Origin of the sequence: Bacteroides intestinalis (assembly GCF_003464595.1) — a bacterium.
Classification (GTDB): Bacteria; Bacteroidota; Bacteroidia; order Bacteroidales; family Bacteroidaceae; genus Bacteroides; species Bacteroides intestinalis_A.
In genome coordinates, this window is sequence record NZ_QRZF01000007.1 from 85,063 (window position 1) to 106,134 (window position 21,072).

At 44.4% G+C, this 21,072-nt stretch carries 20 protein-coding genes; 7 read left to right on the forward strand and 13 right to left on the reverse strand.

The features are described 5' to 3' along the window. Position 1 precedes the first annotated feature (1 nt). Positions 2-736, forward strand: coding sequence for a hypothetical protein (locus DWW10_RS11980; protein WP_022391516.1), 735 nt, complete (start codon positions 2-4; stop codon positions 734-736). Positions 737-910: 174 nt separating this feature from the next. On the opposite strand, the gene DWW10_RS11985 is transcribed toward DWW10_RS11980, so the two are convergent. Beyond that, positions 911-1,390, reverse strand: a complete 480-nt coding sequence (locus tag DWW10_RS11985) for a low molecular weight protein-tyrosine-phosphatase (RefSeq protein WP_022391515.1) — start codon at positions 1,388-1,390, stop codon at positions 911-913. A 135-nt stretch (positions 1,391-1,525) separates the two neighbouring features. On the opposite strand from DWW10_RS11985, the gene DWW10_RS11990 reads away from it, so the two are divergent. Genes DWW10_RS11990 through DWW10_RS12000 form a run of 3 tightly spaced genes read left to right on the forward strand, consistent with a single transcriptional unit; the run spans position 1,526 to position 4,643 of the window. After that, positions 1,526-1,924, forward strand: coding sequence for a hypothetical protein (locus tag DWW10_RS11990; RefSeq protein ID WP_022391514.1), 399 nt, complete (start codon positions 1,526-1,528; stop codon positions 1,922-1,924). Further along, a complete protein-coding gene (locus DWW10_RS11995; RefSeq protein ID WP_022391513.1) occupies positions 1,917-2,486 on the forward strand; it encodes an RNA polymerase sigma factor in 570 nt (189 codons plus the stop codon). The genes DWW10_RS11990 and DWW10_RS11995 overlap by 8 nt, the downstream gene beginning before the upstream one ends. A 57-nt stretch (positions 2,487-2,543) precedes the next feature. Further along, positions 2,544-4,643 carry a TonB-dependent receptor plug domain-containing protein gene (locus DWW10_RS12000; RefSeq protein ID WP_259320474.1) on the forward strand — a complete coding sequence of 700 codons (2,100 nt, stop codon included), beginning with the start codon at positions 2,544-2,546 and terminating at the stop codon, positions 4,641-4,643. A gap of 3 nt (positions 4,644-4,646) precedes the next feature. On the opposite strand, the gene priA is transcribed toward DWW10_RS12000, so the two are convergent. From priA to DWW10_RS12035, 7 genes are all read right to left on the reverse strand, one after another. Beyond that, positions 4,647-7,118 (reverse strand): replication restart helicase PriA, encoded by a 2,472-nt coding sequence (gene priA, locus DWW10_RS12005; RefSeq protein WP_022391511.1) that lies wholly within the window; start codon positions 7,116-7,118, stop codon positions 4,647-4,649. 81 nt (positions 7,119-7,199) lie between these two features. Next, positions 7,200-7,760 carry a porin family protein gene (locus DWW10_RS12010; protein WP_007662101.1) on the reverse strand — a complete coding sequence of 187 codons (561 nt, stop codon included), beginning with the start codon at positions 7,758-7,760 and terminating at the stop codon, positions 7,200-7,202. A 75-nt stretch (positions 7,761-7,835) separates the two neighbouring features. After that, positions 7,836-8,855 (reverse strand): type IX secretion system ring subunit PorN/GldN, encoded by a 1,020-nt coding sequence (porN, locus tag DWW10_RS12015; protein ID WP_022391510.1) that lies wholly within the window; start codon positions 8,853-8,855, stop codon positions 7,836-7,838. Between the two features lie 32 nt (positions 8,856-8,887). Continuing rightward, positions 8,888-10,453, reverse strand: a complete 1,566-nt coding sequence (porM, locus tag DWW10_RS12020; protein ID WP_022391509.1) for a type IX secretion system motor protein PorM/GldM — start codon at positions 10,451-10,453, stop codon at positions 8,888-8,890. Positions 10,454-10,526: 73 nt separating this feature from the next. Beyond that, positions 10,527-11,237 (reverse strand): type IX secretion system motor protein PorL/GldL, encoded by a 711-nt coding sequence (gene porL, locus DWW10_RS12025; protein ID WP_118421703.1) that lies wholly within the window; start codon positions 11,235-11,237, stop codon positions 10,527-10,529. A 20-nt stretch (positions 11,238-11,257) separates the two neighbouring features. Continuing rightward, complete coding sequence (porK, locus tag DWW10_RS12030; RefSeq protein ID WP_022391507.1) at positions 11,258-12,715, reverse strand: T9SS ring complex lipoprotein PorK/GldK; 1,458 nt, start codon at positions 12,713-12,715, stop codon at positions 11,258-11,260. 15 nt (positions 12,716-12,730) lie between these two features. Beyond that, positions 12,731-13,684 (reverse strand): PorP/SprF family type IX secretion system membrane protein, encoded by a 954-nt coding sequence (locus DWW10_RS12035; RefSeq protein ID WP_022391506.1) that lies wholly within the window; start codon positions 13,682-13,684, stop codon positions 12,731-12,733. A gap of 104 nt (positions 13,685-13,788) precedes the next feature. On the opposite strand from DWW10_RS12035, the gene DWW10_RS12040 reads away from it, so the two are divergent. From DWW10_RS12040 to DWW10_RS12050, 3 genes are all read left to right on the forward strand, one after another. After that, positions 13,789-14,148, forward strand: a complete 360-nt coding sequence (locus tag DWW10_RS12040; RefSeq protein ID WP_022391505.1) for a DUF488 domain-containing protein — start codon at positions 13,789-13,791, stop codon at positions 14,146-14,148. Between the two features lie 77 nt (positions 14,149-14,225). After that, the gene (locus DWW10_RS12045) at positions 14,226-15,008 is read left to right on the forward strand and encodes a HipA family kinase (RefSeq protein ID WP_118421742.1); all 783 of its coding nucleotides are present in this window, start codon (positions 14,226-14,228) and stop codon (positions 15,006-15,008) included. After that, entirely contained in the window at positions 14,986-15,369 is a 384-nt protein-coding gene (locus tag DWW10_RS12050) for a DUF3037 domain-containing protein (RefSeq protein ID WP_022391503.1), read from the forward strand. The genes DWW10_RS12045 and DWW10_RS12050 overlap by 23 nt, the downstream gene beginning before the upstream one ends. On the opposite strand, the gene DWW10_RS12055 is transcribed toward DWW10_RS12050, so the two are convergent. The 5 genes from DWW10_RS12055 to bas-suc form a co-directional block, all read right to left on the reverse strand. After that, entirely contained in the window at positions 15,364-17,805 is a 2,442-nt protein-coding gene (locus DWW10_RS12055) for a helicase-related protein (protein WP_022391502.1), read from the reverse strand. The two genes, DWW10_RS12050 and DWW10_RS12055, sit on opposite strands and share 6 nt — an antisense overlap. Positions 17,806-17,931: 126 nt before the next feature. Then, the gene (locus DWW10_RS12060) at positions 17,932-18,153 is read right to left on the reverse strand and encodes a DUF2795 domain-containing protein (protein ID WP_007212024.1); all 222 of its coding nucleotides are present in this window, start codon (positions 18,151-18,153) and stop codon (positions 17,932-17,934) included. A 72-nt stretch (positions 18,154-18,225) separates the two neighbouring features. Further along, the gene (locus DWW10_RS12065; RefSeq protein ID WP_022391501.1) at positions 18,226-18,780 is read right to left on the reverse strand and encodes a cob(I)yrinic acid a,c-diamide adenosyltransferase; all 555 of its coding nucleotides are present in this window, start codon (positions 18,778-18,780) and stop codon (positions 18,226-18,228) included. A 97-nt stretch (positions 18,781-18,877) separates the two neighbouring features. After that, on the reverse strand, positions 18,878-19,510 hold the full coding sequence (locus DWW10_RS12070; protein WP_022391500.1) for a hypothetical protein: 633 nt from the start codon (positions 19,508-19,510) through the stop codon (positions 18,878-18,880). A gap of 14 nt (positions 19,511-19,524) precedes the next feature. Further along, positions 19,525-21,027, reverse strand: a complete 1,503-nt coding sequence (bas-suc, locus tag DWW10_RS12075; RefSeq protein WP_022391499.1) for a 3-succinylated cholic acid synthase — start codon at positions 21,025-21,027, stop codon at positions 19,525-19,527. Positions 21,028-21,072 lie beyond the last annotated feature (45 nt).

Here is a 21,072-nt window from a genome sequence, read left to right on the forward strand (position 1 = left end):
TATGGATTACACTCAAAATGAAACGGAAAAGCGCAAAGCTGAGCAGTACTTTTCCAGAAAGAAGATAAATCCGGAAGCTATCCAAAGCTTCTGCTTTATGCAGAATTATAAATTCCGGGTAGGTCCTTCAATTCTGATCTTGCAATTGCGGTCCGGAAAAACAAAAATGCTCCGTCCAAACAAAACTGGTACGGAAGTTCTCCATTATTTATTGGATAAACAGATACCTTTCAGCAATTATACTCCACAAGCAAAACAGGCAGTAACAGTACCGGAAAAGAGCTATTGGAGTATCTGGAATATACTATTCGACGTTTTCTATACAGCAGTTTTGCTTGTCTTAGGATATGTAATGCTAAAAGTCTTATTACAAGAGCCTACAGGCGAATACTTGGTAAAAGATATCGCCAAGTATTTTGCTCTGACTACCTATGTGATATGCTTTCCTATTGTTCTCTATTATCTTCTCTATAAGTGTCATAGCATTCGAACCGAGCATGAGGGTCTGGTCTTAAGCAACCGTTTTTCCAAACGGGTATTACCTTACAATGAGATACGCAAGTTGAACTTCTGCATATTCTCTTCCAAACAGCCACGGGTATTTATAGAACTGATAGATAAGAACTTCTGCTACCAACGTTATTTATTGGGATGGATGCCTCTCAAATCTGCAAAAGAGTTGGCGCTCCTGCTACAATCTTTAGGGATCGATGCAACCGACAGTATTAATCAATAAGGCATAGCGGAAAGCTTCTCTATACCAACGTTAATTCGTCCCACCATAAGGAACATTGCGTCCCCCTATAGAGAACATTGCGTTCCTCCATAAGGGGACGCAATGTTCTCCATAAGGGAACGAATTAACATCCGCAGCTCCGGCATCTATCTATTACTAAGAAAAGGATTAGTATTAGTTGCTTTGCGAAATACGCTCTAACAATCCTGCGCAAGCATCCTCCAATAGATCGAGCACATACTCAAACCCTTCGGCTCCACCATAATATGGATCGGGCACGTGGTCGGCATGCGTAAAGCGGGTACAGTATTCCGTCATACGGTGTATCTTCTTCCATTCTTCCGGAGAAGGGGCACGATCTTTCAAGTCATCAATATTCCGGTCGTCCATCCCGATAATCAAATCGAAATTATAGAAATCTTCCGTTCGCACGGGGCGCGAACGATGTGTGAGCTCGTAACCGCGACGAGTAGCATGGGCACGCATCCGACTATCAGGTAATTCCCCCTGATGATAGGACAAGATACCGGCAGAGTCTATCACAAACTGATCTTCCAGTCCGGCTTCTGAAACCAAATGCTTCATCACACCTTCCGCAGAGGAAGAACGGCAAATATTACCTAAACAGACAAAAAGTATTCTACAAGGCTTCATAAGCACATTTTTTATTTAAAAATGCAAATATAGAAGTTTTTTTTGCATTCTCTTAAAATATTTCTTCTTCTCAGTTGTCAGCATATACAGAGAACGTTTTCAAAGCAATATGTAAATCATAAAAATTAGAACATCATGAAAAAAAGATTTTTTATTATATCTTTGTTTTGGGTATTAGCCATTGCGGCATTTGGAGCAATAGTCATGCTATTATGGAATTTCGTAGTACCCGGAGTCTTAGGACTGGCAGCCATCAACTTCTGGCAAGCTCTGGCATTGTTTGTACTTGCACGCATTCTCTTTGGAGGATTCCCGGGCAGAGGAGGTTTTCCCGGTCGTAGAGGAATGCCCGGTGGTAAAGAGGGTAACCCGTTCCGTGCTAAATGGGAGAAGATGTCTCCGGAAGAACGCAAGGATTTTATTAATAAAAGAAAGAAATTCGGATTTGGCGGTCCTTTCGGAAGAGACGGATTCTTCAATGAAAGAAACTTTGATAGAGACAACGGTAGCGAAACTCCCAAAGAGAATGAATAATCTGACTGGCAAAGACAACAGTTTGGAAGAACTGATTGCAGAAAATCAACCCCGCTTGAAAGCATTTATCCGCAAGCGGGTTTCCACTAAAGAAGATGCCGAAGACATTCTGCAAGACGTGTTGTATCAGTTGGTGAAAACCATTGAAAGCACTTTCAATCCTATCGAGCAGGTTACAGCATGGCTATATCGCGTAGCACGAAATACCATTATCAATAAAGGCAAGAAAATGCAGGAAGAAGAACTGCCGGTTTCGAGCTATGATAAAGAAGACAATGTACTGAGTGAGTTCTCAGAAGTGCTGTTCAGCGATGCCCCGCCTACTCCGGAAATAGAATATATGCGGTCACTCGTTTGGCAAGAGCTTGAAACAGCTCTTGCCGAGCTACCACCCGAACAACGGGAAGCATTCGAACTATTGGAAATGGAAGGATTGTCAGCCAAAGAAGTTGCCAGTGCCACCGGAATATCAGTCAACACTTTATTATCACGAAAACATTATGCCGTCATTCATCTTCGCAAACGGCTGAAAGGACTGTATAACGATCTTCTAAATTACTAACCTCAGTTTTTAACTCTCTGTTTACCCACCGGGTAACAGCTATTCCCACAAATATTTATGAAAACAATAGTGTCAATTTTGACCATACTACTGTGTATGGCCAGCCCCTCCTATGCCCAACTCATTGCTAAAGATTCTACCGGAGTCATGGCTATCGCTCTGGATGAAGTAACCATCCAGGCACGGTCTGTCATTGAAAAAGGTGACCGGAAAGTAATTCTTCCGACCCAGAATCAACTAAAAATGTCGTCCAGTGGCATAGACTTATTAGGCAAATTACAACTTCCCCGAGTCACAGTTGACATTATGTCGGGCGAAATAACCACTTCCGGCAACGGAGAAGTACAATTACGGATTAACGGTGTTCAGGTTACTTATACAGAGATATCCTCTCTCAGTCCCGAAGATATTCTTCGCATAGAATATCACGATACTCCGGGAGCACGCTACGGAAACGCTGCCGCCGTGATAGATTATATAACCAAAAATAAAAAGACAGGGGGTAGCATCAGCGGCGGTGCCATCCACAGCCTCAGCAGCAACCGTACTTCTATTGACGATATGATTTCCGGAAGATATAACTACGGAAAGTCTGAAATCTCAGCCAACGTGCGGTATATACAACGCAAAGGAGACTGGACACGTGAGTATGACGAACGCTTCATCTTCCCCGACAAGGAACTTCATCGCCTGGAAACCGGAGAACCAACGCTGTTCAATAAGAAGTTGTTAACTTCCAGCCTGAACTACAGCCTACAGGAGAAAGGAAAATATCTCTTTAATGCACAATTCAGATATACCCTGCAAGATAATCCTGCCGGATATGAAGACCGAAAGAGTAAGCTCTATACGTCTGATTCAGACATTCCGGTATCCATCTACGACCACACCAAAGAACGGAACCACTTGCCATCCCTCGATCTATACTATCAGCAAAATCTAAAGAATGACCAGCGACTCATATTCAATCTTGTCGGCACGTATATCAAGAGCAGCAATACACGCATTTATCAGGAGAACCAGGAAGGCATCGCCAATACAGAGTTATATTCCGATATTGCCGGAAAGAAGTATTCGCTGATAGCCGAAGGTATTTATGAGAAAAAATTAGGGCAAGGAGCACTAACGGGAGGCCTCAGACATATGCAATCTTATACAGACAACCGATATGAAGGAGAAGATGTGATGGACGTCCTTCTTAAACAAGCGGAAAGTTATGCTTATGCCGAGTATAAAGGTAAAATTCAGAATTGGGGATACATGGCAAATCTATCATTCAACCGTTTCTACTATAGCCAGAGAGATAACCATAGTGAAAGATATGACCTCCAACCTTCTCTCTTAGTATCTTATAATCCTGTGGATAATCTGCATTTCCGCTATCATATCAATCTGAAAAACAATGCCCCTTCCATAGCCTATCTAAATGATGTGGAACAAAGAATCGACATCCTACAAACGCGTAGGGGCAACCCGGACTTAAAATCATTCCGCAGTACGATTCAGGATTTTAATGCAGTATTCAGTACAGGGATTTGCAGCATTGATGCACTGGTGAGCTATGCATACGAGAAGAATCCCATCATGGAATCTGTGATTTATGAAGAAGGCATGTTCATCCGCACTTATGAAAACCAGAAGTCCTTCCAACATCTGGCAGCGGAAATCACATTCAAGATAAAGCTCTGGAAAGATCATATCAGCCTTTCTGTTACACCGGGAATTAACCGGTATATAAGTACAGGAAACAATTACCTGCACACCTATACCTTGAAAGAATTGCGTATTAACCTGGATGCTTCCTATAAAAACTGGCTTCTGAGCTTTATGACTATCACTCCACCCAACCGGTATGTATACGGTGAACAATTGTTGAAAGGCGATCTGATGCATACACTTATGATAGGTTATAAGCAGCCGGCATGGTCTATTATGGCAGGAATACACAATCCATTTATGAAAACTTACCGCTCAGAGAATGAGAACTGGTCTGCACTGAATCCTGTAAAATCGGATATACACAGTACGAACATGTCAAATACCATCGTTGTCAAACTTAACTTCAACCTGAACTTCGGACGACAATACAAAAGTACCAATAAGAGAATTCAGAATATGGATACAGATTCCGGTATTTTGCAGGGAACCAAAGAGTAGCCCCTACATCGGATCTACATCGTAATAGACGATCAAAGATTTAAAACGATCCTCCGACACCATCTCTTTCTGAACCTGCACCAGCAGTTCACGGGCGCGAGTCATCGGAGCATTATACTCTATCTTGACAATAATCTTCCGGATAAATAAGGTTTGTATCCGGGCAACAGGCGGCTTATCCGGTCCCAGCACACGGTTACCAAAGACTGCACGCAACTTGCCTGACATGGTCTGTGCCATCAAGTCAAGCAGTTGCTCGTTGCGGTTTTTCAGATAAACATATACCAAGCGGTAATATGGTGGATAGTGAAATATCTGTCGCTCAGCAAGTTGTCCGGCTACCATTTGTTCAAAGTCATTGTGAATGACCTGCTCTATAATAGGGTGATCGATACTCTTCGTCTGCAAAATAACACGTCCCCGCTTATTCTTTCGTCCGGCACGTCCGGAAACCTGCGCCATCAGTTGGAAAGCACGTTCGTACGAACGGAAATCCGGATAATTCAACATGGTATCTGCATTCAGGATACCTACCACGCTGACATGGTCAAAGTCCAATCCTTTAGAAACCATTTGCGTGCCTATCAATATATCAGTTTTCCCTTGTTCGAAATCTGCAATGATACGTTCGTAAGCTGAACGGGTACGGGTAGTATCCAGATCCATGCGTGCAACAGTAGCTTCCGGAAACAAAGCTTTGATATCATCTTCTATCTTCTCTGTTCCAAACCCTCGATTTCGCAAGTCGGTCCCTTCACAAGCAGGGCATGCACGGGGCAGCTGATATGTATAACCGCAATAATGGCAAGTCAACTGATTCAATCCTTTATGAAACGTCAGGCTCACATCGCAGTTCTTGCACTTCGGCACCCATCCACATGTATTACATTCAATCATCGGGGCAAAGCCACGCCGGTTCTGGAACAAGATAACCTGTTCTTTTTGAGCCAGAGTTTCATGAATATATTGAAGTAGCAATGGAGAAAACGGTCCGTTCATACGTTTTTTGCGATGCAATTCGTATATGTCCACCGGGATAATCTCCGGCAACTGTATTTCTTTATACCGCTCTTTCAGCTCCACCAGTCCATACTTTCCGGAAGAGGCATTATGCCACGTCTCAATAGAAGGGGTTGCCGTACCCAGCAAAGTCTTGGCGCCATACATAGATGCCAGTATAATCGCTGCATTCCGGGCATGATAGCGGGGAGCAGGGTCTTGTTGTTTATAGGTATTCTCATGTTCCTCATCCACAATCACCAACCCCAGATTGCGGAAAGGCAAGAAAACAGAGGAACGGACTCCCAGAATAATATCATATCCTTTTTCCGTCAGTTGCTTTTGCCAGATCTCTACGCGTTCTGCATCGGGAAACTTAGAATGATAAATTCCCAAACGATCTCCAAACACCCGCTGCAGACGCTCTGTTATCTGAGTGGTAAGAGCTATTTCCGGCAAAAGATACAATACCTGTTTTCCTTGCCGGATGGCTTCTTCAATCAAGTGTATATAGATTTCTGTTTTTCCACTGGCAGTCACACCATGCAGCAAGCATACATTTTTGGATTGAAAGCATTGCACAATCTCATCGTGTGCCGCCTGTTGATGTTCATTCAACGGATTGATGGGAAGAGTATCGCGCACAACAGCGTGCAGTCGTCCTATTTCCTGTTGATAGACTTCAAAGATATGCTTATCTACCAAACCATTAAACACTGCCGGCGAAGCAGATGCCCGCAACAAAAGCTCTTTCTTCGTGACTTCTTTAGGGAAACTCTTCAGACCGTCTCCTCCCAGAATGCCGGAGAGTTCAATGTATTTCATCAGTAAATCCAGTTGCTTTGGAGCACGTGCCAGTTCATCAAAGAGTTCCTGCAGACGTTTTTCATTCCGCATCTCGTCTGTCAGCCTTACGCGCGTTTCAGTCTTGGGTTTATAAGTCCGGCGCAGTTCTTCTTTCACAAAGATAGCCTCCTTATCCAACAAAGATTTGATAACAGGAAGTATATTCTTGAATCCACTGTCTTTTTCCAACTTGGTGACACACTGTTCGGGTTCTGCAGAAAGTAAATCCAATATTTTCTGTTCCCGTTCCGGCAGACGGACCTCTGATTCGAAATCCGGATTGTATTCTACCATCGTCTCACTTTCCAGTTTCAAGCCGGAAGGCAAAGCAGCTTTATAAACATCCCCTTGTGTACAGAGATAGTAATCAGCCAGCCACTCCCAGAACTTGAATTGTTCCGGCAATAGAATCGGGCGGGCATCCAGTAATGTAGAGACTTCTTTTACCTCATAATCCGTCGGTTCACAATAATGCACATTACGCACTATTGCTGTATAGTATTTCTTTCGTCCGAACGGAACTACTACCCGGCAGCCCATCTGTACCTCATCCGCCCATTCTTCAGGCAGCGAATAGGTGAAGCAACGGGGCAAAGGCAAAGGCAATATGACATCTACAAATTTCTTCATCGCGGCGACAAAGATACGACAAAAAAATAGCGTTGCCAATCAAAATCAGCAACGCTATTTATATGATAAATATTTCTCTTCTTAGAAAAGATAAGCGACAGATACTTGCCAAGTCTTATTCTTTGCACCGACAGCCTTACTCGCTTCTTTCCAGGTAAAACTATCGCCCATCGGGAACTGATAGTTCACACCCACCTGTAAATGCTTAATCAGCTTCACACCGGCTCCCAAGTTAAGTCCTACCTGAGTTTTCTTCCGGTCAACGTTATCTTTCTTGTCGAAATCAAAAAAGAAATCAGGACCGGCAGCAAAATAAATACCCAGTAAGCTACCCAATCCAATCGTATATTTCAGATTAACGGGAACTTCCACTCCGGTTTGTTTTACGTCACCTTTACCTCTCTGCGAGAATAACAAAGCACCATCAACACCCAGACCTACAATAGGAATTGTGATTTCAGCCATCGGACCAATAAAGAAACCAGTCGAGTTATCCTTATTTCCTTTGAATCCTCCATCCCAGTCTATCTTTGTCAAATTCACACCACCTTTTACACCCCATTTAAGGAGCTGTGCCTGGGCAGGCATAGCCATAAACATACAGCATACAGCTATAATGAAAGCACTAAAAATCTTCTTCATAATTCTTTTTATTTAAATTATCGGGACAAATATATGGATTAATTCTTAAAAAGAACAAAATAGATTCATTTTTGTTCAACGCCGTTGTCGTCGCACTGACGCCTTTGGAGCTGCTGCCTCACGCTTAGATACCGACTGAGACTTACCAGAAGAAGATTTAGCCTTAGAAGAGGAAGAAGATTTACTTCTAACCGTAACAGTATTGTCACGTCCTTTCTTTTTGGAATTCACCTTTACAATTTTTGTCCCCGAAGCTGCAGAAACCGAATCTGTCTCCTCTACGAGATCTTTACCGTACAATGAATTCTCAAAATCTGCCAGTTCCTTTTCAATCCTTTTCTGCTCTTTCACCATAGCACTATCCGTGGGACAGTATTGCGATAAGGTACGGTTTTGCAAATTCGTAGTTTTATAAATATCACCTTTATATAAACGCGCTGCAAAGAAGTCATCCCAAGTACTGTTTGCCGCATTGTTATAATTGCTAACAGATATCTTAGACTGCATTAAATGAGGAACCAAATCTTGATAGTTTACCCAGAACATAGGGAATTTGGTCTTTTCCGAACTGAACTCCTCCGACCGATGCAATACCGGACAAATGGCCGTTATCACCGAACCATAGGTAGAAGTACGCTGATCAAAATACCAGACTTCTTTTATGAAATAGCTTAATACATCTGCCGAAGGTATGTCACTGTTACTGATAGACACAACGCTATCACGACGATTTGCCACCTTCTTCAATTCATAATAGATCTGGAAACGATCCAACACATCACGAAAAGTCACCTCAGCATCTTTCTGAAAACGTTCCGTGCCATCCAGTTGATACTCGTAAGCCGGTATTTTCTTCTGTGCCAGCAAACGGAACATCGTTGTGAACAGATTCATTTTATTCCCCTGCGGTTCCACCGGATAGTACAACGCACCATTGGTATCCTTTGTCAAATCCAGCGTACGGTAAATTTCACGCATCCACACCACATCGTCTGGTAATCCGGGCGAACCGGGATATTGCCTTTGTGCCCACCCTACTGAGAGGTTCGATACACACAGAGTGACAGCTATTATGAGTTTCAAGGAAAGTTTCATAGTCTTATACCTTTTATAGTCGATTTCTAATTTCAATTCACAATTACTTCCAACGTAGTAGGCAGTAGACGTTCTACCCCATCCGGCCCCACCGCACGTACCCGGGAAATATAGAAACGTTTACCCCGTGACAAGCGACGGAACATATCTTTTTGACGTGTAGAGAACGAAGCTCCTGAAGACACTTCCAGCACGGCATTCCCCATATTATCAAAGAAAACAGTCTCAAAGCCCAATACCCGGAAATTAATATTCAGCAGCCCATCGTCAATGGCAGCAACAATACCGGGAGTATTCATCAGGATAGCCTTGGATAGTCCACGGCCACCACGATAACGCTTCGGCGTTCCATCTTCCGTATACTCAATAAAGGGTGACGGATCAGGCAATTGGCGTACACGGTAAGTGTAATCTCCCATTGATTGCGTACGTCCACCCACAGATGCCGTCACGCGAATCACCACATCCTTGCCTATAGCTGTAGGACGAGCAATATATCCGCTACCGGTGCGGGTCAATGTACCATTCCCACTTACAATACTTGCCTGCACCTGCCCTGCCGGTACCCCGGGAACGGAGATGCTGATAGGATTATCATATCCGGCATAAAGCACATTCATCATAGTAGCAGATACCGTAGCAGTAGGCTCCACTACCGTATATTTTTGGGAAAACTCTCTGCGAAGCACTTCTCCATTGCCCTGTGCCAATTCCAGATAACCATCTAAAGAAAATTCCCCTGTACGATTACAAACAGTTTCGAACCAACCTTCGGCATTATCCGGCTGTTTCTTTTCGGCTATATAGATGGACGGGCGTTGTGTAGAATCTACAGCGGCCAGAATAACCCGCGCACTATACGTCCCTCCACGCACCACATTCTGAGAGGTAGGAATCACATAAGCCTGAAGTTGGTTTACGCGCACATCCTGTACATCGGTATTCTGTGTCAACAAGTGCAATACTTCACCTTCGGCATAACGTACATCACTTTGCAATTTGGTTAATAGAGTGACAGCAGCAACTACCGGAGTATTTTCAAATATATACTCCTGCCAGTTTTTTCCTGCTGTCGATGCTTTACGTGGAACTTCAGTACTCAGGTTATCACGGATAATCTTCTGCTGCACCGGATCAGTAACAAAAGCCAGTATTTCATTCCTATATTGATTAATTCGATTAAACAGTTCTTTTCCTTGCCCTCTACCGGGAGCAAGCATTACGAAAGAAGCTGCTTCCAAATCTTCTCTATTGGATATATTGGCAATATCACCGTTTTTCCCATCCGCTTCCTTCACGATACGCAATTTCAATTCATTGACGTAAGCATAGAGCGAATCAGACATATTCTTCACATGTAGCGCTTTCTCAAACCAAGGTCCCACTTTCTCCGGATTACGTTTATTGGCACCGGCAAGCCCATCATATAATGATTGGTTTTGCACAGTCGAGTTCGCCGTTGTACGGGAAAGGCTTTCATCTACCAATGAAAAACCATTCAGCACATCCGACGAAACATTGAGTGCCAACATCGCCATCAAGACGATATACATCAGGTTTATCATCTTCTGACGCGGAGAATCCGGATTAGTATGCATTTTTATAAATTACAAATTACGTATTACAAATTACAATTTGGTAGCGTGACGAAGGGGACAACTTATCACCTTATCACTTAACTTGTACAGCCTGCAACATACGTGCATAGACTGCATTTAGTTCTTCAATCTGACGAGCCATCTTACGGGTCTGCTCATGTACCTGATCAATAGTATTAATCTGAGTGCTGGCACTGCGAAGCTGTATTTCATAAATGGCATTGATACCTGCAAGATTACGGTTCAGTGCACTCATTTGCTCGGCATCATGCGACAACGACTCTGCTTGTGCGGTGAAGTGCGAAAGCATTTCGGTCATTTCTTTCAATTGAGCAATATAAGCCTGTGTGGTTTCTTCCATTTCAGGAGTAAAAGCCGGAGCAGGAGTTCCGGATGGATTATTTGCAGTTCCTACAGTCACCGCTGCAGGCTGATTTGATACGGAAGCAGATCTCCTTTCCTGTGATACAGCCTGATTAACATCTGCACCGCCCGTCCCTCCGTCACCAACAACTATCACTCCGCCTGCAGCTGTACCAGTCTGCCTGCTTGGCAAGTCGAATGCAGAAATAAAGAACACCAGCACTTCTGTTCCCATACCGATCCAGAGCATCAGATTGGCACCTGGTAAATGCGTCAGTTTAAACAAGGTACCTGCAATAACGATAGCAGCTCCCCAGCTATAGGCATAGTTCATTATGACCTTGCCACGATAACTCGCCATAAAGTCCTGCAACTTTTGCCCGAAGTCCCTTTTCTTGTTTACAGTATCTTTTTCCATCATTTTACCATTTTAGCATCTTATCATTTCCCCTTCTTATTATATCCCACCTGCGTACGCACACAACGGAAACCGATATACGAACGTTGCTCATTCTGATATTCGGACGTCCGGGCATCCGAACGGATGAATGCATTCACATCCTTCCACGAACCTCCACGAACCACTTTTTTCTTCAACGCATACGGATCTTCCGGTGCGGCATTATACTGGATATCCGGATTGATATCATTTGCCTGCAGAACTCCCGACTCAGTATATGCCGTTGATGTCCATTCTGCAACATTACCCGCCATATCGTAGAGCCCGTTCGAGTTAGGAGAATAAGCCCCCACCCGGGTTGAAATCAGATTACCGTCCTTGGTATAGTTACCCTTGCCGGGTTTATAGTTCGCATTGTAGCACCCACGGTCATCTTTGGTCTCTTCGCTGTCTCTCCAGGGGTATTTATTGTCTTCCCTTCCGCGTGCGGCAAATTCCCACTCCGCTTCAGTCGGCAAACGATAACGTTGAATATACTTCGCCTGTCCACGCAGTCCTGCAAGTAAATAGTTGGTACGCCATGCACAGAATGCATTGGCCTGTTCCCAACTGACACCTACTACCGGATGTTCGTTATAACTGGGATGATTGAAATACAAACGCATGTATTGTTCATTATTGGCATTGGGAAAATCATTCACCCAGCAGGTCGTATCGGGATAAATGTTCACGATATAGCTGTTCAGGAAGTCCCATTCACTGGATAACGGACGGGTTATAGTACGATTTACAATTCGTCCTTCATCATCAATATATGCTGTATCTTTTGTTATCATGATTACTTCTTCCGGATTCACCTGGACATCTGTGTTCTTGACACGCTCGGCAGGGTTCAAACGATTACGGCGCTTAGCTGCCTCGGTATAGTCATAAATTTCATAATAATAGTTCAGTTGTGCTCCATCCAGCATCAGCGTACCATCAATAGGATGATGCTTATATACACTTTCAATGGCCATCTGCTCATCCTCTGTCGCCCGCTTCCACGGAATAGGCTTCGACCAATTCAAATAAGGTTTGATTGGGTTTCCTTCCCGGTCTTCCTCTATCTTATACAATTCGTTGCCACCATATGCAGGATCTGCCAGGCGCTCGCGGATAATGGAGTCGCGTACCCAGTTGACAAACTGCTTATATTCAGCAATCGTCACTTCCGTATCGTCCATCCAGAAAGATTCTACCGAAATTTCCCGTGAAGGAACGATTGTTCCCCACAAACTATCTTGCTTATCGGGACCCATTTTTACCGAACCGCGTTTCACCAACACCATGCCATAAGGTGCAGGCTCGTTCCATGCTACAGCACTGGCTCCTATTACCTCGCCACCTCTCATGGAACTGTTACCTACTGTTCCCATGCACGAAACCAGCGAACCGAACAGCAATAAAGCCGCCCCGTACCACGCATGAATTGTTTTCATTCCTTTATTCTTTCCCATTGTTCGTATATTCTCTTACAAAATCCGTACGCTTTTATGCAAGTTCCGGTTTTTCTTAAACACATTCAAATCCAATGCATACCTCACCACCAGATCGTGGCTACCGCTCGCTGCACCTATCTTGGAAGTGAAACATTCATAAGCATATCCCAATGTTACACCTTGCACGGTCAATCCTATATTGAATGTCACCGAAGTATCGGGCGAGTAAGTCAATCCCCCGCTGAGTACTTTGGAACGATAGCTATAAAACAACTGCCCTGTTACATCCAACCGTGTAGAAGTAAAATCACTTTGCAATTGTATCGAAGGCTGTATGGAAATTAACGGATTACGTGTCTGAATATTGTATCCGCCTGTCAAATAAAAGATAGGATGTATTTTAATCTGGCTTTTTTCTCCTAAAGAGATACGGGGAGCTGTCAGATGGTGGGCAGAAAAGGCAGCGTAGAATTTAGGGTGCGAATAGTATGCCCCCACTCCAAGATCAACAGACGTACCACTCTCCGATGTAGTGGGGAAAGCATCATCATCCGTTTCATCTCCAAGATTAATATCAGAAGGGTCGAAAGCTACAGTCAGCATACCCACCTGGAGTCCAATACCCAATTTGCCCTTTCTGATTTTCATCTGGTAAGCGTATTGTCCCCAAAAACGCTGGTTACGGAACAGTCCGATAGCCTCATTGAAGAATCCAACTCCAACGCCATGCTGTTTATTGAATAAGGAAAAAGGCATGTCAGCACCGAAATACATCACGCGGGGAGCATGTGTGAAGCCCATCAACTGCATACCATACGAACCATAAATGTTCATCTTATTATCCGTCTGCCCCGCCCAACCGGGATGATAATATCCCTTTACCGCCCAATACTGGCTAAAGCGCGCATCAAACTGTGCCCGCCCTTCTGCTACACAGAAAAGAAGGCAAATAAGAATTAAGCATTTCAGGATACAATAACGTTTCATCAATATAAGAACTGATAAAACGAAAAAAAATTGTGCAGAATAGAAAAGGAAGGAATAAAATGAACTAATTCAACCTATGAATTGTATATTAGTATAATAAAGTTATGACGCAGATTAAAATTAAACGAGTATATGAAGATCCCGAGGCAGAGGACGGCTACCGTGTGCTGGTAGACCGTCTGTGGCCCCGTGGCATGAAAAAGGAACATCTGAAATATGATGTTTGGGAAAAAGACATCACCCCTTCCCCCGAACTCAGGAAGTGGTTTCATGAAGACCCGGTGGAACATTGGGAAGGTTTCTCTGCTATGTACCGGAAAGAGTTGGAAACATCTGAAGCTGCACGAAACTTTCTCATAACAATCAGACCCTATAAAACGGTTACTTTATTATATGCCTCCAAAGAGCCTGTCCGAAACCATGCCCGTATCCTGCAACAGTTTCTGGAAGCACATCTTGGGTAATTGTGATTATTCACTATCTTTGCAGCCGCCCCCATCTCAAGTGGGCGGCATAACTATTTTCAGAAAGGACAACCATGATAGAGTTGCGAACAGTCAACCTGACCCGTTATATCACTCCTTTGCGCGAAGGCGGCTCATTGCCCGCATTGGCAGAAGCTGACGACGAATTTAAATACGTTGTAAAGTTTCGTGGCGCCGGACATGGCACCAAGGCATTGATATCCGAATTAATCGGTGGAGAGGTTGCGCACATACTGGGATTCAAAGTACCGGAACTGGTATTCCTGAATCTCGACGAAGCATTCGGTCGTACCGAAGGGGATGAAGAAATACAAGATTTATTGCAAGGCAGCCGTGGGTTAAACCTAGGACTGCACTTCCTGTCAGGTGCTCTGACTTTTGACCCCGTAGCAACTAAAGTAGACCCAGAACTGGCCTCCCGTATTGTCTGGCTGGATGCCTATCTGACCAATATAGACCGTACCTTCCGCAACACCAATATGCTGATGTGGCATAAAGAGCTTTGGCTGATAGACCATGGCGCTTCACTTTATTTCCACCACTCGTGGGAAAACTGGGAAAAACATGCTGTAAGCCCATTCCCCTATGTAAAAAATCACGTATTGCTGCCCGAAGCATCCCGACTTGAAGAGGCCGATGCGGTTTTACGTTCCATGCTGACAGAGGAAAAGATACAACAGGTCGTAGCACTTATCCCTGACGACTGGTTGCATTGGGAGGATACACATGAGACACCCGAAGAAATCAGAGATATTTATACCCGCTTTCTGACCGAAAGACTGGCTCATTCCGAAACATTTGTAAAAGAAGCACAGAATGCAAGGAAAACACTTATATGAATACGCAGTTATCCGCCTGGTACCCAAAGTAGAACGTGAGGAGTTCTTTAATGTGGGCGTTATCCTTTTCTCTAAAAAGGCAGGCTACATCAAGTCCGTTTGTCAGGTAAACGAGGATAAACTGGAGCTATATGTTTCTGAAGTAGACCGGGAATCGGTATTTGCACACTTGGACGTATTCAATAAAATATGTTCGGGAGCCAAAGACGGTGGTCCCATAGCCCAACTCGATGTACCGGAACGTTTTCGTTGGCTGACTGCCGTGAGAAGTTCCTGTATTCAAACGTCCCGTCCACATGCCGGTTTCTCCGACGATTTGGACAGGACGTTAGAAAGATTATTTAAAGAATTGGTTCTATAGGGGAACAGCGTACTTCGCTTTCAGCTCCTCCACTCCCATTCCGGTAAAATAGTCTTCAATAAAATCCCAACGCTTCGTATCGTCCATTCCATCCGTCCCGAAGAAGAAAGAAAACAGTTCGATCTGTTCCTGGAACACCTGTTCATTATTCTCGAGAATCAAATTGTGATATTCATCGGAAGATGCAATCTGCTGCAGGCTCTCCGGATCATCGAAATATACCAGTACACAAGGTGTACCCCCTCCTTCGACGCTGAATGAAAGACAGTCGAGCATGGAAAGCAGGTTAAGCAACATATTCAGATCAGAGAATGGCGTACTGTAAAACAACAGACGATCTCCTTTTTTACCGACAATACGTTGACTGAATAGTTTCTGATAGCGGGATAACAAAAGGTCAAACCCCTTTGTCACTGTAAAAGAGAGCTCGTTGGAATCCTTCTTTTTCACACTACTGATATAACTCACACTGCGTCCCTCTTCCGTACGTGACTCCAGCAATGAGCCAATAAAGCGTTTTGCCGATGGTACATCCATACCATGTTCGGCAAATACTGCACGCAATTCTTCTTCGTCAAAACGTCCTTTTGTCTTCCGCAGCTTATCGACAAGCAGCGTCTTCAAGCTATTGAACAGTGCATCCATCCGCTGACGAATTACAGTGGCATCTTCTTTCAACAAAACCTCATGCTTACCAACAGATACTGCACGAGAGCCTTCCCACAATGTTCCACTATTCAGCTTTTGCTTAAATTCCCGATACCCCAACTCAGCAAAGCGCTCTTCCCACAGTTTTTCCAGACGTGCTGTGTACACGTCTTCCGTGCCTTCCACTTTAGTAAGATAATCCTTGAATTCACGAATAAAAACATCGCCTGTCTTATCCTGGATATATCCTTCCGTCAATAGGTTCTGCGGACTGACCTCCAACAACTTCTTTCCGTAACGATGGCTCAAATCATCTTCCAACCATAATAAAGCTGTCTTAATCAACTGTCCCAATTCTGCCTCGTATTCCAGCTTGTTTTTCATTCGCGGCAATTTCACCACAAATTCGAAGTCGGACAAAGACACCAGCATTTCCTGCTTTTCACCTTTCATCCGATATACTTCCATCAGCTTTTTCAGTATCAACGACAACTGTTCCTGTGCTATATTACCCGCCATATGCAGGCGTTTCATATAATAAAAGTCACGTTCATGATAATCCGTTGCCGAAACTCCATGAATATCCGTATCACGCGCCGCGCGTCCTATCTCTTGTATATAATCGACAAAAGTGCTGGAAGGTGCCACATGATACACCCGGTCGATGTCGCTGATATCCACACCCATACCGAATGCCTTTGTAGCTACAATCATACGCTTCTCTCCTTCCTTGAACTCCTGTACAATTGCTGCTTTCTGTTCCTTGTCCTTCTTGCCATAGTAAGAAGCTACCAAACGCCAATCAGCAGGTTGCACCCACGTCTTCAGACGCATATCGATGCCACCCGCAAAAGGATAATAAAGAATCGTCTTATGCCCGTCGAGGAAATCATCTACACGACCCGCCACAACACGTTGCTTGGCTTTATCGTACGTTTCGCCTTCTTCTATTTCCATCTGCCGGATATCGAATCCGATATTCCTGCGTTTCACCGTACCTGCATAGAGCACACACGGCTCCATTTGCAACGAACGAATCGTTTCGAACACCATATCGTTGCCTCCCTTCGGGTTCCAGACAGCAGTAGCCGTCAGTGCAAAAAGCGGAAACGCATAGCCCAGACTCTTCTTCAAACCTTGCAGATAACGTCCCAGGAACCAATAATCCACCCGGAACTCTTTACCCCAAGTAGTTACTGTATGAGCCTCATCCACTACAACCAAACCAATACGACGCTCACCTGCGAAGTGCTTGATATCATATGAAAGCAATAATTCCGGCGAAAGATAAAACAAATCGACCTCACCCTCACGCACCTGCCGGTATACCTCATTCTTTTGCTCAGGCGATAAATCGGAAGAAGCATACGCTACGCGTGTGTATCCCAAATCTTGTAAACCTTCCACCTGATCCACAATCAGTGCTTTCAGAGGAGATACAACAATGGTAAGCAACCCGTATTCATTGCCCAAATAGATGCCAGGCAATTGGAACAATAAGGATTTTCCAGCCCCGGTAGGTGCTGTCAACAGAATATTATCCACATCCGTTTCCCCATTCCGTGCCTTTTCCGCTTCAACAATGACACTTTCTATCAATTGCCCCTGCGAAATGTGGAGCGTCTCTTTCCCCTTGAATAAGTCGTCGTACACTTCCAGGTCACGAAATTTTTCGTACCCGTAAGTCCCTTTTAAAAGCGTGTTCACCGCTTCCCGGCAATCTCCGGGCAAATGCCGTTCTTTCAATTCCGGCAAGCGGCTTACCGTTTCTTCTTGTGCTTCAGTCATAATGGAACAAATATAAAAAAGAGGCAATCCATTAACCTGTCGAAGACAGATTTTACGGACTACCTCTTTCTATGTGTTAACTACCTCGTATCCCCTTAGGTATGGCAAGGCTTTAAAAAAGCGTATCTAATACTCCTCTTCGTTAAAGAAGAAATCCTCTTTGCTCGGATAGTCGGGCCATATATCTTCGATGCTCTCATAAATATCGCCTTCATCTTCCATTTCCTGCAAATTTTCAATCACTTCAAGCGGAGCGCCCGAACGTATGGCATAATCGATTAATTCGTCCTTGGTTGCCGGCCAGGGAGCATCTTCCAGTTTAGATGCTAATTCCAATGTCCAATACATAAGTTCTAAGTATTAAAATTGTGAATATTAAGTCCTACTTTCTATTTTTCGGCAAAAGTATAATAAAATCTCTCACTTACAACTATTATCCCAAAATATTTCATCTTTTTTCTCATCCAGGTTGATTTTCCGTGACAAGACAAACAAATAATCGGACAAACGGTTCACATAAGCAAGTAATTCAGTAGCTACTTCACATTGTTCAGCCAAGGCCAGGATACGTCGTTCAGCCCTGCGGCAAACTGTGCGGCAAACATGACAAACCGATGCTCCGCGACTGCCGCCCGGCAATATAAAAGCATGTAACGGGGGAAGCAGATTATCAAGCCGGTCTATTTCCCGTTCGATACGCTCTATCTCTTCCGGATGAATGACACTGGCACATTTCAGGTCTGTTTTTTCCAGATCGGTGGCCAGATTGGAACCCACTGCGAAAAGACGATCCTGAATATGGCGTACAAGCATCTGATCCGCTTCATCGGATAAATAAGTGATAAGAACTCCCAGGTTAGCGTTCAACTCGTCTACTGTGCCGTATGCTTCCAGACGAACGTGGGTTTTAGGAACCCGGGTGCCGCCTACCAAAGAAGTGGTACCTTTATCACCGGTTTTAGTATATATTTTCATAAGCGATTGGTGTTTAGTGATTAGTGATTAGAGGTTAGTGGAGCGGTTAATCACTAATCACTACCCCCTAATCACTTATTCAAACGCCTAAAGATAATCAAAAGTTGACAATATAGTCTTGTTTTATCTTTGTTTTATCAAAGAATAGGATGCCAAGGTCATAAAGGTCGAATGTAATACCTACATGTTCATCCTGCTGCATACGTTTCCAAAGAGCTTTCATCTGCGGAGTGTAGCAGATTCCTTCGACCACAAAAGCGGAGTTCCGTATAGTGCGTGCAGCACAGATACGGAATACTTCCTCCACAAATTCCGGATGTCGGTAGTCGTGCAGATAGAGAAAGCCAACTGGTACTCCGGCTTCCAGAAATAGCTCGGAAAGTTCAGAAGCAGATGTATAGTCGGCCCCTTCCTTACCGGCTTTCAGGTAAAGGGAAGAAGCAGCAAGAGTACCGGCATCTACTATCGTATCGGGCTGGATATAATTCACCAACCGGAACAAAAGGCGTTTTACTTTTTTCGACTCATACTTCCAACGCCCGTCTTTTTGAGGTGCTAACTTCTTTTGTTCGGCCGCCAGGTCTTTATACTTATAATAAGGAGTATTTTCATAAATCACCTGTGTAATCAGGTTGAAAGCAAACGGAGAATGCACTCCGTAACCGCAACGATGACGGAAACGGCACAACCAGATAAAAGGACGTTTCAGAGCTAATGTGATACGGTTCATAATACACAAATCTTTTATTGGCCACAAAGATAGATAAAATCGGAAGAATAGTTCGCCTTAACCGCTAAATGAACATCGCCTCCATCAAACCGGAAAATGAGGTTGAGCGCACTGATCCAATTGACGTAATGCGCTTTCAGCTCCAGCGTAGTAGTTGAGGGCCAGGCATAGCTACCCGCTACATAAAAAGGGCCTTCTATCCCGGTGAAACGTCCTTTGGCTTCGATAGAATACGGAGGATATGCATCTATTGAAGTCTTCTCCCACTGCTTGTAGCCAAATGGCAAGTCATATTCAAGCCCATCGGCTTGCGTCACAGTCATTATGACCTCTTTGGGGTTAAATTGAAGACGGAGAGACTGCCAGCCCAATTTATTCGGCTTAAGCATAATAGGTTTATTCGCATACTGCCGGGCAAGAGGTGAGTTTGCTTTCCCTTGTACCACCGGCAACTGATAAGAAGATTGCTTCTTCAACAAGCGTTTATAATCCTTTCCCGACGTCAAAGGCTCATCGCCTACGGCAGGCAGCAGACGGTTCCAGACCAAGCGGCGTTGCGTGATTCCATCTATGATGCTACATTCGGTGATGACTACTACCATATCTTTATCCGGTATAATAAGCGCATATTGTCCTAAAGCACCGTCTACACGAACCGCTCCCGGATATTCACAAAGCCACATATGATAACCATAACCATAGCCAAAGCTACCTGTATCGGATTGTTTAGCCATCATCAGGTCTACCCAGTCTGCCGGAAGCAACTGTTTGCCTTCCCACATGCCGCGGTTTAGCAGCAACTGTCCAAGTTTCGCCAGCGACTCACTTTGCAAGTACACTCCCCAACCACCGGTATTGATTCCCTCAGGACTCACCTCCCAGGACACATCAGTGATGTGCATGGGTTCGAACAGTCTCAGACGGAGATAATCCAGTAATTTCATACCCGTCACCTTCTGCACGATGGCGGAAAGAATATACGAACTCATGGAATCATAATCAAAGTGTTCTCCGGGAGTCTTTATTTCTTTCCCCAGATAACCTCTGACCCAGTCTGTACGTCCTTCACGCATCTTCCAATCCGGAGTAACGCCGGAGGTCATGTTCAGCAGATTGCGAACCGTCATAGCGGCAAGATTGGGGGAAATGCTATCGGGAAGTTGATCGGGAAAGAAGGATGCGACCCGGTCTGTCAACCGCAAGCGGTTCTCGGAGATGGCGAGTCCGACGGCGGCACCGACAAAAGTCTTGGAGCAGGAAAACATCGTGTGCCGATACTCCGGAGCGAAGGGTTCGGGATACATCTCCGCGATCACTTTTCCGTGACGCAGCACCATTACACTGTGTATATCGGTCTTCGGCAGGGCCATCAGAGAGTCCATCAAAGCAATGAGCGTTCCGGAAGGGACACCTTCGGCTTCGGGCGTCGAGCGTTCGAACTCACGTATCTGCGCACGGGTCGTTGCAGGTAGCAGTAGGCAGAGTACAAGAAGAAGTAAAACGAGTTTTTTCTTCATTTCTAATATTACATTTATCATTTGTACATTAACTGTGCGCAAAAG